Here is a 12,557-nt window from a genome sequence, read left to right on the forward strand (position 1 = left end):
CGTTCCTATGCGAACCGACTCTTCTCCCGGCAACCTGCCGGCGCGGGAGCACCTCCCGGCCGGGTCCGCCGGTACGCCTGTCCTGGACGTAGTGATCCCCGTTTACAACGAGGAGAAGGATCTCCAGCCGTGTGTGGTGAGACTGCACGAGCATCTCAGGCGCACCTTCCCGTACGCGTTCCGCATCACGGTCGCGGACAACGCCTCGACGGACACCACCCCTCAGGTGGCCGCACGGCTGGAGTCGGAGATACCGGAAGTCAGGTCCTTCCGGCTTGAGCAGAAGGGCCGCGGGCGCGCGCTGCGCACCGTGTGGTCGGCCTCGGACGCTCCGATCCTCGCCTATATGGACGTGGACCTGTCCACCGACCTCAACGCCCTCCTCCCGCTGGTGGCCCCGCTGATCTCGGGTCACTCGGACCTCGCGATCGGCTCCCGGCTCGCCCGCAGCTCGCGTGTGGTGCGCGGTGCCAAGCGGGAGTTCATCAGCCGCACCTACAACCTGATCCTGCGCGGCTCGCTGCAGGCCCGCTTCTCGGACGCGCAGTGCGGCTTCAAGGCGATCCGCCGCGATGTCGCCCAGGTACTGCTGCCGCTGATCGAGGACACCGGCTGGTTCTTCGACACCGAGATGCTGGTGCTCGCCGAGCGCGCCGGACTGCGCATCCACGAGGTGCCGGTCGACTGGGTCGACGACCCGAACTCGACCGTGCACATCGTGAAGACCGCGACCGACGACCTGAAGGGCGTGTGGCGCGTGGGGCGCGCTCTCGCCACCGGTTCGCTCCCGCTCGACCGGCTCGCGCGCCCCTTCGGGGACGATCCGCGCGACCGCGACCTGACCGACGTACCCAAGGGCCTGGCCCGCCAGCTCGTCGGCTTCTGCGTGGTGGGCGCCCTGTCCACCCTCTTCTACCTGCTCCTGTACAGCGGCTTCCGCTCGTTCTCGGGCTCGCAGATCGCCAACGCGCTCGCCCTGCTCGTGTCGGCCGTCGCCAACACCGCGGCCAACCGCCGTCTGACCTTCGGCGTCCGCGGTCGCGGCAGCGCGGTCCGGCACCAGGCGCAGGGCCTGGTCGTCTTCGGTATCGGCCTCGCCCTCACCAGCGGCTCGCTCGCCGCCCTGAACGCGGCGACGAGCAGCCCGGCGCACTCCACCGAACTCGCGGTGCTCATCGCCGCCAACCTCGCGGCGACCGTGCTGCGGTTCCTGCTCTTCCGCGCCTGGGTCTTCCCGGACCGGCGTGACGAGACGGCGGCCTCGACCGTCGTCGCCTCGCACAACCCGGCCTCGCACAATCCGTCCTCGCCCACCTACGGCACGACGACGGCAGCGCACCAGCAGCACCAGCTCCCGCACCAGCAGCACCCGCACACGCCGCTGCCCCAGCGCCCGAACGCGACGGCGCCCCAAGCTCCGTACAGCAAGTACGACCACAACCAGACCAACGAGTTCCGCGCCGGTGAAGCCGCGGACCGCACCTGGGGGGACGCAACCATGCAGCTGCAAGCGGTGCGCCCGCACGATCACGACCCGAGGGACACGAGGGACGCACGATGACGACTCAGTCCGATACGAGCCATCAGGGGGGCGCGAGCCCCTCCGGGGGCGCCGAGCTCTCCTGGGGACCGCCGAGCTCGACGGCTCTGCAGGAGCCCGTGGCGCCGCCGACCGCGGCCCCCCGGTCCGGTGAGCCCAAGCAGCCGTTCTTCCACCGCGTCTGGCGCGGCCGGCCCGAGGACCCGCGCTGGGTGCGCCCCGCCTTCCTCGCCCTGCTCGTCGCCACCGGCCTGCTCTACCTCTACAACCTGAGCGCCTCCGGGTACGCCAACTCCTTCTACTCCGCTGCCGTCCAGGCCGGCAGCCAGAGCTGGAAGGCCCTCTTCTTCGGCTCGCTCGACTCGGCCAACGCCATCACCGTCGACAAGCCCCCGGCCTCCCTGTGGCCGATGGCCCTGTCGGTACGGATCTTCGGTCTCAACTCGTGGGCGATCCTCGTCCCCGAGGTGCTGATGGGCGTCGCCACGGTCGGCGTCCTGTACGGGGCCCTGCGCCGTCGCTTCAACCCCGCGGCCGGTCTGATCGCGGGTGCGGTGCTCGCGCTCACTCCCGTCGCCGCGCTGATGTTCCGGTTCAACAACCCGGACGCGATGCTCGCGCTGCTGATGACCGTCACGGTCTACTGCGTGGTCCGCGCTCTGGAGGACGGCCGGACGAAGTGGCTGGTCTGGGCGGGTGTCGCGGTCGGCTTCGCGTTCCTCGCGAAGACCCTGCAGGCCTTCCTGATCCTGCCGCCGCTCGCGGTCGTGTACGCGGTCTGCGCGCCGGTGCAGCTCAGGAAGCGGTTCGCCCAGCTGGGTCTTTCGGCGGTGGCGATGGTCGTCGCCGGCGGCTGGTGGGTGGCGATCGTGGAGCTGTGGCCCGCGTCCTCCCGCCCGTACATCGGCGGCTCGCAGAACAACTCCTTCCTTGAGCTGACCTTCGGCTACAACGGCCTCGGCCGTATCAACGGCGACGAGACCGGCAGTGTGGGCGGCGGTGGCGGCGGCGGTGGCACCGGCCAGTGGGGCGAGACCGGCTGGAACCGGATGTTCAACTCGGAGATCGGCAGCCAGATCGCATGGCTGCTGCCCGCCGCGCTGATCCTGTTCGTCGCGGGGATCGTGCTCACCCGCAAGGCCAGGCGGACCGACCTGACGCGCAGCTCGTTCCTCGCCTGGGGCGGCGCGCTGCTGATGACGGCGATCATCTTCAGCTACATGGCCGGCATCTTCCACCAGTACTACACGGTGGCCCTGGCCCCCTACATCGCGGCCGTCGTCGGCATGGGCGCGACGGTGCTGTGGGAGGAGCGGAGCAAGGTCTGGGCCTCGCTCACCCTCGCCGGCGCGGTCACCGCGACCGCCGCCTGGGGATACGTCCTCCTCAACCGCACCCCCACCTACCTCCCCTGGCTGAAGTGGCTGGTCCTCATCGGCGGTCTGGTCGGCGCGCTCGGCCTGATCTTCGCGGCCAGGCTGGGCCGTCAACTGGCCCTCGCGGCGGTCGGACTGAGCTTCGTGGCCTCGGTCGCGGGCCCGACGGCGTACACGCTGTCCACGGTGAACACCGGGCACACCGGTTCGATCGTCACGGCCGGTCCTGCGGGCGCCAGCATGATGGGCGGCCGGGGTGGTCCCGGTGGCGGTGGTGGCGGTGGCATGCGGGGCGGCTTCCCCGGTGGCGGCACCACCCAGGGCCAGAACCAGCAGGGCGGCAACGGCACCACCCAGCAGGGCGGCGGCATGGGCCAGCCCCCGACGGGCGGCACGGGCGGCACCGGCGGCTTCCCCGGTCAGAACCAGCAGGGCAACGGCACCACCCAGGGCCAGAACCAGCAGGGCGGCATGCCCGGCGGTGGCGCGATGGGCGAGGGCGGCATGGGCGGTGGCGGCGTGGGCGGTCTGCTCAACGGCGCGACCGTCAGCTCCGCGGCCAAGAAGCTGCTGGAGACGAACGCGGACGACTACACCTGGGCGGCAGCGGCCATCGGTTCCCAGAACTCCGCGAGCTACCAGCTCGCCACCGGCAAGCCGGTGATGGCGATCGGCGGCTTCAACGGCACCGACCCGTCCCCGACACTGGCCCAGTTCAAGAAGTACGTGACGGACGGCAAGATCCACTACTTCATCTCGGGCGGCAGCATGGGCGGCGGCAACTCCTCCTCCACCACCTCCACGTCCTCCCAGATCAGCACGTGGGTCACGGCCAACTTCAAGAAGGTGACGGTCGGTTCGGCCACCTTCTACGACCTGACGCAGTCGGCCAAGTAGCTGACGGCAGGTCCTGTACGCAGGGCGGTGGCCCGGAGCGATCCAGCTCCGGGCCACCGCCCTTTTCGTACCTCCGGAAAACCGCGTTGTACGCTGTATGGGAACTGTTCTACGGTGTACAGCATGTCGACGATCCCCCCAGGGGACCCTGAGGACCAGCCGCAAGACCACCCCCAACGCTGGCTGATCCTCGGCGTCATCTGCCTCGCCCAACTGACCGTGCTGCTCGACAACACCGTGCTGAACGTCGCGATCCCCTCCCTCACCCGGGAGCTGGGCGCGGCCACCTCCGACATCCAGTGGATGATCAACGCCTATTCGCTGGTGCAGTCCGGGCTGCTGCTCACGGCGGGCAGCGCGGCCGACCGCTACGGCCGCAAGAAGATGCTGATCGCGGGTCTCGTCCTCTTCGGGATCGGCTCGGTGGTGGCCGGACTCGCCGACTCCACAGGCCAGTTGATCGCCGCACGGGCCGGGATGGGCGTCGGCGGCGCGCTCCTGCTGACCACCACGCTCGCCGTCGCCATGCAGGTCTTCACCCCCGCGGAGCACCCGAAGGCCATCGGCATCTGGAGTGCCGTCAACGCCCTCGGCTTCGCGGCCGGACCGCTCCTCGGTGGTTTCATACTGAACCACTTCTGGTGGGGCGCGATCTTCCTGATCAACCTGCCGGTGGTGGCCCTGGGCCTCGCCGCGGTGGTGGCCCTCGTACCTGAATCGAAGAGTCCGCGCGGGGACCGCCCCGACCTCCTGGGAGCGCTGCTTTCCACGATCGGTATGACCGCACTCGTGTACGCGATCATCTCCGGCCCCGAACACGGCTGGACGTCGGCCCGGGTCCTGGCCACGGACGCGGTCGCCGTGCTGGTGCTGGCCGCCTTCGCGTACTGGGAGAGCCGGATCCCGTACCCCATGCTCGACCTGCACTTCTTCCGCGACCGGCGCTTCACCGGAGCCGTCGCCGGAGCCGTCCTCATCACCTTCGGCATGGGCGGGGCCCTCTTCCTGCTCACCCAGCACCTCCAATTCGTCCTGGGCTACGGCCCCCTGGAAGCAGGACTGCGTACGGCGCCGCTCGCGCTCGCGGTCGTGGCGCTGAACTTCTCCGGTCTCTCGGCGAAGTGGACGGCGAGACTCGGCACTCCGGTGTCGATCGCGCTCGGCATGACGCTGATGTCGGCCGGGCTGGTGTCGATCGCCCTGCTCGCCGCGCACGGTTACGGCGGCACACTGCTCGGGCTGTTGCTGATCGGCGCGGGCGCCGCCGTGGCCAACCCGGCCATGGCACACGCCATCATGAGCGCGATTCCGCCGGAGAAGGCGGGCGTGGGCGCGGGCATCAACGGCACGCTCGCCGAGTTCGGCAACGGTCTCGGCGTGGCGGTGCTCGGGGCGATCCTCAACTCCCGGTTCGCGGCGCTGATTCCGGTGGCGGCGGCCTCGCTCCCGGCGGCGCTGGCCTCGGCGGGTTCGAAGGAGGAGCGCGGGCGGATCACCGACGCGTTCTCGTCGGGCCTGGAGACCAGCCAACTGGTGGGCGCGGTGGCCGTCCTTCTCGGTGGACTGCTGGCCGCCGCGTTGCTACGACGTGCGGAGAGGGCAGACTCCGCGGTGGCGGTGTCGACGTAGCGCCCGCTTAGCATCAGAGTTTCGAGTTCCGAGTTCCGAGGAAGGTGCGCCATGGTGAGGGCAGCCGACCGTGCCGAGCGTCCGGCGCGGACCAGTGTCTGGCTGGAGGGCAAGGCTCCCCGGGGCGCTGCGGCGCGTGGGGGCGGGCAGCCGTCGGGGCTCGACCGGGACCGGATCACCGAGGTCACCGTACGGCTGCTGGATGCCGAGGGAATGGCGAAGTTCTCCATGCGCCGGCTGGCCGCCGAGCTGAACGTCACCGCGATGTCCGTGTACTGGTACGTCGACACCAAGGACGACCTGCTCGAACTCGCCCTCGACGCGGTCTTCGGTGAACTGGAGCTGCCCGACGCGGAGTCGGGAGAGGACTGGCGCGACCAGCTCCGCTCCCTCGCCACCGGCTACCGCGCGCTGCTGGTCCGCCACCCCTGGGTGTCCCCGCTGATCGGGACCTTCCTGAACATCGGCCCGCACTCCATGGCCTTCTCGCTCTGCGTCCAGCAGGTGATCCGCAACACCGGCCTGCCCCGCCACGGCCAGATGGGCGCGCTCTCGGCGGTCTTCCAGTTCGTGTACGGGTTCGGCACCATCGAGGGGCACTTCGTACAGCGCTGCGCCTCGGCGGGGATGACCCAGGACGAGTACTTCCGTCAGGCCATGAGCACGATCGGCGAACAGCCGCAGTTCTCCGCCAACTTCGAGAACGCCGCGGACCTCATGGAGGCCCGCGGCGGTGACACGGTCGAGGAGATGCGGGAGCGGGACTTCACGTTCGCGCTGGAAACACTGATCGCGGGGATCGAGACGATGGTCGCCCGAGGGTAGGGCCTGTCCCGCTCCTCCTCGGCTGTTCCTGGGTTACTCCTGGGGTGTCAGTCGGGCCGGGAAGCCGCCTGTCGCGACCGGGCCCCACTTCACCGGCGTGACCCGGATGATCGACTTGCCCTGCTTGCGCATGGCCTCCCGGTACTCGTCCCAGTCCGGGTGTTCGCCCGCGATGTTCCGGTAGTACTCGACGAGCGGCTCGACGGATTCGGGGGAGTCGACGACCTCGGCCGTGCCGTCGATCTGGACCCAGGGGCCGTTCCACTCGTCGCTCAGCACGATCAGGCTGACCCGCTCGTCCCGCTTGGCGTTACGGGTCTTCGCCCGTTCGGGGTAGGTCGAGACGACGATCCGCCCGGCGTCGTCGACCCCGCAGGTCAAGGGGGAGCCCTGGGGGCTGCCGTCCGCCCTCCGGGTCAGCAGGATGGCGCGGTGGCGGGGGCGTACGAAGTCGAGCAGTTCGTCCAGGGACACGGCGGTGTTCGTAGCGATGTTCGGTGCCATGTTGGTCAGCCTAGGCCGCCCGCCGGGACGGCGCGCGCACCTCACGCCTGCGGGAGGGGCACTCCCTGTACCGCCTGGATGTCCAGTTCCACCTTCAGCGTGGTGCCGATCGCCGAGATGCCTGCCTGGATGACCTGGTTGTAGTTCATGGCGAAGTCCTCGCGGTGGAGTTCGGTCGTCGCCCGGAAAGCGGCCCGCGTGCCGCCCCAGGGGTCCCCGCCCGTTCCCAGATAGGCGAGGTCCAGGTCGACCGGGCGGGCGATGCCGCGCATGGTGAGTTCCCCGTGGACGGTCCAGCGGTCGGAGCCGGCCGGGGTCAGGCCGGTCGAGCGGTAGGTGATCTGCGGGTACGTCTCGACGTCGAGGAAGTCGGGGGACTTCAGGTGGCTGTCGCGCATGCCGTTGCCGGTGTCGATCGAGGCCGCGGAGATCACGGCCTCGACGCGGGACTTGGACACGTCGTCCGCGGCGATCTCGATCGTCGCGGAGAAGTCCGTGAAACGGCCGTGCACGCTGGAGATGCCCAGGTGCTGCGCGACGGCGCCGACGGAGGAGTGCGCCGGGTCGACGGTCCAGGGCCCGGGCGGCGGCAGTTCGTTGCCGCCCTGGCGGGCGAGGGTCACGTTGCCGATCTCGGCCCGGCCGCTCGCCGTGACGATCGCGCTGGAGGCGGCGGGCGCGTACCCGACCGCAGTCACGATCACGGTGTACGCGCCGGGCGTGAGGGGGGTCTGGTCGTGCACGGCTCCTTCGGTGTCCGCCTCGGCGCGCAGCACCTGCGTCCCGGTCATGTCGGCCACCGTGACGACCGCGTGCGACACGGCCCATCCGTCCCGCGTGCGAATCCGTGCGGTCAGTCCCATCCCGTTTTCTCCCTGCAAAGCACTAAAAATTGGTCGCAATGAAGCCGGCCCGTGGGGGGCGCACCTCCGCTCAGAGTGCGCGCGTCCCCACGGGCCGGGGTATCGACTACTCGCCGGGGTGGGCGAGGGTGATGTCGTGGTCGTCGACGCCACGGCCGGTGACCGTGAGAGCCGTCGCCACCGGGGGGTAACCCGTCGCGATGACGGTGTACTCGCCACCGTCCAGGTCGGTGAAGGCGTACGCGCCGTCCGTGCCGGTCCTGGCGGTGCCGATCACGTTGCCGGCCGCGTCGACCAGCGTGACCCGGGCGTCGCCCAGGGGGCCGCCGGGGGCCCGTACGACGCCCTGGAGCTGGGCGCCCGCGCTGAGCTCGATCTCGACCCGGGTGACCCCGGCGCCGCCGACCTCGACCGTGAGGGCCTGCGGGCGGTGGCCGGCCGCGTTCACCGCGATGGTCACCGGACCCGGAACCAGTTCGGCGAAGCTGAACTGGCCCTGCTCACCGGTGGTCCCGGTGGCCAGCACGTCACCGCGGACATCGGTCACGATCACCATGGCGTCCTTGACCGGGGTGCCGGTCCCGGCGGCCCGGACGAATCCGCTCAGCCCGCTTGTGCCGCTCAGCAGGATGTCGTACGCCACCGGCTCGTCGTTCACGATGATCGTCGAGGCCTGCGGCTGGAAGCCGTCGGCGGAGGCGATCAGGACGTACGAGCCCGTGCCGGGCGCGTCCACCGTGTAGAAGCCGTCGGCCTGCGCGACCGACCGGCCCAGCTGCCGTCCCGCGAGCGAGATCAGCGTGACCGCGGCCTGCGGGACGGGGGCGCTCTCGGCGCCGCGGACGTGACCGCGGACCGGGATGCCGCCGGAGGCGGGCAGCGGGGCGCTCTCCCGTGTGGCGGTGGCGACGGCGGCGAGCTGCTGTGTGCCCTCGGGTCCGGTCGCGAGGCTCGTCTCGGCGACGGCCGCCCAGCTCGGGATCCTCTCGTCGGCGGCGGGTGCCTCGGCGGCGGCCGAAGCCTCCGGCGCGGTGGCCTCCGTCTTCGCCTCCGCGGCCTGGGCCAGCGCGCCCGAGGTCCGCAGCGGGACCTCCTTGATGAAGAGGACGACGAGGAAGGCGAGCAGTGCCAGGGCGGAGCCGATCAAGAAGACGTCCGCGATGCCGTGACCGTAGGCGCTCTCCAGGACGGTGCGCAGCGGGGCGGGCAGCGCGTCCATGTTCGGGATGGTGCCGGAGCCGGAGCCGGACGCAGCGGCCGCGTACTTGGGGTCGATGCCGGCCAGGCCGTCCTTGACGTAGTCGGTGATCCGGGTGGACATGATCGCGCCGAGCGCGGAGACGCCGATCGCACCGCCGAGGGAGCGGAAGAACGTCACCGTGGAGCTGGCCGAGCCGAGGTCGGACGGGGCCACCTGGTTCTGCGTGGACAGCACCAGGTTCTGCATCGTCATGCCGACGCCGAGACCGAGCAGCGCCATGAAGATCGCGACGTGCCAGTAGGCCGTGTCGTAGCGGATGGTGCCCAGCAGGCCCAGGCCCGCGGTGATCAGGACGGTGCCGCTGACCAGCCAGTACTTCCACCGGCCGGTCTTGGTGATGACCTGGCCGGAGACCGTGGAGGCGATGAACAGGCCGCCGATCATCGGGATGGTCATGACGCCCGACATCGTCGGGGACTTGTCCCGGGCCAGCTGGAAGTACTGGCTGAAGAAAACGGTGCCGGTGAACATCGCGACGCCCACGAAGAGCGAGGCGAGGGAGGAAAGGGTGATGGTGCGGTTGCGGAACAGCCGCAGCGGGATGATCGGCTCGCTCGCCTTGGACTCGACGAGCACGAACAGCAGGCCGAGGACGATCGCGCCGCCGACCATCGCGTACGTCTGCCCCGATATCCAGTCGTACTTGTCACCGGCGAAGGTGACCCAGACCAGCAGCAGCGAGACCGCGGCGGAGATGAAGAACGCGCCGCCCCAGTCGACCTTCACGTCCCGCTTCACGGTGGGCAGGTGCAGGGTCTTCTGCAGCACGATCAGGGCGATGACCGCGAACGGCACGCCGACGTAGAAGCACCAGCGCCAGCCGAGCCACGAGGTGTCGGTGATGACACCGCCGAGCAGCGGGCCGCCGACCGTTGCGACAGCGAAGGTCGCGCCGAGGTAGCCGGAGTAACGCCCGCGCTCACGCGGGGAGATCATCGCCGCCATGACGATCTGGGCGAGGGCGGACAGACCGCCGACGCCGACGCCCTGGACCACACGGCATGCGATGAGCATGCCGGGGTTCTGGGACAGACCGGCGGCGGCCGATCCCAGCACGTAGATGACGAGGGCTATCTGTACGAGCGCCTTCTTGCTGTACAGGTCGGAGAGCTTGCCCCACAGAGGCGTGGTCGCGGTCATGGCCAGCAGCGAGGCCGTGACGACCCAGGTGTAGGCGGACTGGCCGCCCCCCAGGTCGCCGATGATCTCGGGGAGTGCGTTGGTGACGATCGTCGACGACAGGATCGCGACGAACATACCGAGCAGCAGCCCGGAGAGGGCCTCCATGATCTGGCGGTGTGTCATCGGAGCGCCGTCGGAGGGTGCACCTCCGTGCTTGGCGTGAGCCCGCACACCGGCTGGTGTGGTCGTTGCCATGGGCTTCCTTCTCTTGTCTTACGCGGGTGTACGGGTGGTCAGTTCGGTTGCTTCCGGCACGTAGGGCGGCCGGGGTACGGCACGGCAGTCGCCGAAGCTCTCGCGCAGCCGGCCCATCAGGTGGATGAGCAGGCCGACCTCGTGGTCGGACCAGTCGCTCAGCCGGTCGGCGAACAGCCGCGAGGAGCGGTGGGAGAGCTCGGTGAGCTGCTCGCGTCCCGCGTCGGTGAGGCGCAGGATGCGGGAGCGTTTGTCGGCGGGGTCGGGGAGGCGTTCGATCCAGCCCCGGTCGGCGACGTGGGCGACGTGGCGGCTGGTCACCGACATGTCCACGGCGAGCAACTCGGCGAGCTTGCTCATCCGCATGTCGCCGTGCCGGCCGAGGAGGGTCAGTACGGCGGCGGAGCCCGCGGGGCAGTCGTGCGGCAGGATCCGCCCGAGCTCCCGCTTCACGGCACCGATGGCACTGAGCTGACGAGCCAATTCCTCGTACTGCGCCTGCTCGGCCATCACCCCTCCTGGTTTCGTTGCTTGGGGCAACCATAAATCCAGTTGGTTGCTGCAGGCAAACGATATCGCTGCCGCTGGGCTAAAAAGATGGCAAAGGCAAGTATTGGCGAATGTAAACCTGCTGGTGGGCGGCGTGTGTGGCTTTGAAGCCGCTGTGGATCGACGGAACGTGGCCTTCGCGGGGTGGGGCGGGGCGGGACGGGGCGGGATGGGATGGGGCGGGCGGGGTGGTGGCCGGACTGTTCGGCCTTGCACCCTGCGCCTTGCCCGCACCTTGCCGGCGGCTGGGAATCCGATCCTTGGCCGGCGCTGCGCTCCGGCGGCCGGTGGGGCTCTTGCTGTCTGGTGGGTGGGGGTGGGTGTCTGGGTGAGGTGGGTGTCTGGCCTCGCCCGGGGCTGCGCCCCGCCCTCCCCGCTCTCCCCGCTCTCCCCGCTCTCCCCGCCCTCCTCACCCTCCTCGCCCGGCCGGGAGGGATGACCTGGCCGCCCGCTGGGTTCCGTCCCAGCCGGGCGGGGGTCCCGGGCTGTTGGGTGGGCGACCGTCCGGCCGGAGGTCTGCGGCTGTCGGCCGGTGGGGCTGGGGGCTCAGTCGCTTGCGTTCCCGGCGGGGTGCCGTCGGTGGGGCGGGTGTCATTCGGCTCGATGCCCAGGCCATCCAGAACCGGGGAACGGGAAGGCGAGGGGAACCCGGCACTTGGGTAGGGGGCATGTATTCGCTAGGGTCCTGGGCCATGGCAAACACCCAGGGCCCCGAGGGCAACTACGACCCCGCGGGTAGCACCCAGATGTTCCGCGCTTTCGTCGACGAGGGCCCCCAGGCCCGGCAGCAGCAGGCGGCCGCCCCGGCGGGCCCCCGCATCGGCCTGATCATCGGCATCGTCGTCGCCGTGGTGGTCGTCGCCGCCGTGGCGTGGCTCGCGCTGGCGTAAGGGCAACAACCCGCCCGCCTCGCCGGTAGGACTGGTGGAGGCGGGTCACTTCCACTGGACGGACACGTCCCGCGTCTCGATGTGCATGCCGAGCGGCACGCGCCAGTCGTCGACGCACACCGTCCAGGTCTTTGTGCTGCCCGCTCCGGCCGCGATCGGCACGGGCAGATCCCGCGTCGAGTCGATCGTCGCCCAGTCGATGCCGAGCGCCCCGATGATGTGCGTCCCGAGGGTCACCGTGCCCGAACGCACGGCGCTGCCACCGGTGTTGCGGAAAGAGACCGTCACCTTCTCGCACCAGCGCTTGTCGGCGGCCTCCCGCGCGGGCTCGCTCACGTCGAGAACGGCGGGACCGGGAGGACTGGGGGTACCGGGAAGGCCGGGGGTACCGGTACCTGCCGTGGAACCCGGGGTCGGCCGAGCGGAGGGCGCCGACGTCACGCCCGAACCGGCGCCCGTAGGGGGCGAGTTGTCGTCACCGGGGTCCGTTGCCGTGCCGGGCGAAGCGGCAAGCGGGGACTGCGAGGGTGAGCTGCCCTGCTGAGGGGCTCCCTTGGCGGCCTCCGCGCGTGACGTGGACTCCGGCAGTGGGGTCAGTGAGACGTTCCCGGTCGGGGCCACCACGGGTCCCGAACCGGCCGGCGCCCCCACCGCCACGTATCCGCCGCCGCTCCCCCCGTCCCCGCACGCGGCCAGAGCCGCACCCAGGCAGACAACAGCCGTGGGGGGGCCCCCCCCGGCGCCCCCCCCCCCCCCGGGGCCCGGAGCGCGCCGCCAAGCGCCCCGGGGGGTGAAGATACCGACATTATTTATGGGTGGGGGCGGGGGGGGTGAGGTGGGGATAAA

The 12,557-nt window shown here is 70.6% G+C and carries 10 protein-coding genes; 5 read left to right on the top strand and 5 right to left on the bottom strand.

The genetic code is table 11. The annotated features are described in order from the left end of the window. Positions 1 to 7 precede the first annotated feature (7 nt). The 4 genes from ACIRA5_RS42150 (at position 8) to ACIRA5_RS42165 (ending at position 6,267) form a co-directional block, all read left to right on the top strand. Positions 8 to 1,561, top strand: coding sequence for a glycosyltransferase (locus tag ACIRA5_RS42150; RefSeq protein ID WP_403700392.1), 1,554 nt, complete (start codon positions 8 to 10; stop codon positions 1,559 to 1,561). Next, a complete protein-coding gene (locus ACIRA5_RS42155) occupies positions 1,558 to 3,813 on the top strand; it encodes a glycosyltransferase family 39 protein (RefSeq protein WP_403700395.1) in 2,256 nt (751 codons plus the stop codon). The genes ACIRA5_RS42150 and ACIRA5_RS42155 overlap by 4 nt, the downstream gene beginning before the upstream one ends. 123 nt (positions 3,814 to 3,936) lie before the next feature. Further along, positions 3,937 to 5,442, top strand: coding sequence for an MFS transporter (locus tag ACIRA5_RS42160; RefSeq protein WP_403700398.1), 1,506 nt, complete (start codon positions 3,937 to 3,939; stop codon positions 5,440 to 5,442). A gap of 51 nt (positions 5,443 to 5,493) precedes the next feature. After that, positions 5,494 to 6,267: a TetR/AcrR family transcriptional regulator gene (locus ACIRA5_RS42165; RefSeq protein WP_217569725.1), complete on the top strand. Its 774-nt coding sequence runs from the start codon at positions 5,494 to 5,496 to the stop codon at positions 6,265 to 6,267. 33 nt (positions 6,268 to 6,300) lie between these two features. Here the strand turns inward: ACIRA5_RS42165 and ACIRA5_RS42170 are convergent, their stop codons facing one another. The 4 genes from ACIRA5_RS42170 to ACIRA5_RS42185 form a co-directional block, all read right to left on the bottom strand. Continuing rightward, the gene (locus ACIRA5_RS42170) at positions 6,301 to 6,771 is read right to left on the bottom strand and encodes a PPOX class F420-dependent oxidoreductase (protein ID WP_403700401.1); all 471 of its coding nucleotides are present in this window, start codon (positions 6,769 to 6,771) and stop codon (positions 6,301 to 6,303) included. 41 nt (positions 6,772 to 6,812) lie between these two features. Next, entirely contained in the window at positions 6,813 to 7,634 is an 822-nt protein-coding gene (locus ACIRA5_RS42175; protein WP_403700404.1) for a YceI family protein, read from the bottom strand. A gap of 106 nt (positions 7,635 to 7,740) precedes the next feature. Further along, positions 7,741 to 10,272, bottom strand: a complete 2,532-nt coding sequence (locus ACIRA5_RS42180; protein ID WP_403700407.1) for an MFS transporter — start codon at positions 10,270 to 10,272, stop codon at positions 7,741 to 7,743. An 18-nt stretch (positions 10,273 to 10,290) separates the two neighbouring features. Then, a complete protein-coding gene (locus tag ACIRA5_RS42185; protein ID WP_352050472.1) occupies positions 10,291 to 10,782 on the bottom strand; it encodes a MarR family transcriptional regulator in 492 nt (163 codons plus the stop codon). A 731-nt stretch (positions 10,783 to 11,513) separates the two neighbouring features. Between ACIRA5_RS42185 and ACIRA5_RS42190 the strand changes: the two genes are divergently transcribed. Further along, complete coding sequence (locus tag ACIRA5_RS42190) at positions 11,514 to 11,711, top strand: hypothetical protein (protein WP_352050473.1); 198 nt, start codon at positions 11,514 to 11,516, stop codon at positions 11,709 to 11,711. A gap of 45 nt (positions 11,712 to 11,756) precedes the next feature. Here ACIRA5_RS42190 and ACIRA5_RS42195 read toward each other — a convergent pair whose 3' ends face one another. Beyond that, positions 11,757 to 12,047, bottom strand: a complete 291-nt coding sequence (locus ACIRA5_RS42195) for a hypothetical protein (RefSeq protein WP_403700411.1) — start codon at positions 12,045 to 12,047, stop codon at positions 11,757 to 11,759. Between the last annotated feature and the right edge of the window lie 510 nt (positions 12,048 to 12,557).

This window comes from Streptomyces sp. NPDC096311 (assembly GCF_044763085.1).
Classification (GTDB): Bacteria; Actinomycetota; Actinomycetes; order Streptomycetales; family Streptomycetaceae; genus Streptomyces.

Excerpts from the sequence above, each read along its gene's own strand:
- ACIRA5_RS42150 (WP_403700392.1), top strand. The coding sequence starts at position 8 with ATGCGAACCGACTCTTCTCCCGGCAACCTGCCGGCGCGGGAGCACCTC.
- ACIRA5_RS42155 (WP_403700395.1), top strand. The coding sequence starts at position 1,558 with ATGACGACTCAGTCCGATACGAGCCATCAGGGGGGCGCGAGCCCCTCC.
- ACIRA5_RS42160 (WP_403700398.1), top strand. The coding sequence starts at position 3,937 with ATGTCGACGATCCCCCCAGGGGACCCTGAGGACCAGCCGCAAGACCAC.
- ACIRA5_RS42165 (WP_217569725.1), top strand. The coding sequence starts at position 5,494 with ATGGTGAGGGCAGCCGACCGTGCCGAGCGTCCGGCGCGGACCAGTGTC.
- ACIRA5_RS42170 (WP_403700401.1), bottom strand. The coding sequence starts at position 6,771 with ATGGCACCGAACATCGCTACGAACACCGCCGTGTCCCTGGACGAACTG.
- ACIRA5_RS42175 (WP_403700404.1), bottom strand. The coding sequence starts at position 7,634 with ATGGGACTGACCGCACGGATTCGCACGCGGGACGGATGGGCCGTGTCG.
- ACIRA5_RS42180 (WP_403700407.1), bottom strand. The coding sequence starts at position 10,272 with ATGGCAACGACCACACCAGCCGGTGTGCGGGCTCACGCCAAGCACGGA.
- ACIRA5_RS42185 (WP_352050472.1), bottom strand. The coding sequence starts at position 10,782 with ATGGCCGAGCAGGCGCAGTACGAGGAATTGGCTCGTCAGCTCAGTGCC.
- ACIRA5_RS42190 (WP_352050473.1), top strand. The coding sequence starts at position 11,514 with ATGGCAAACACCCAGGGCCCCGAGGGCAACTACGACCCCGCGGGTAGC.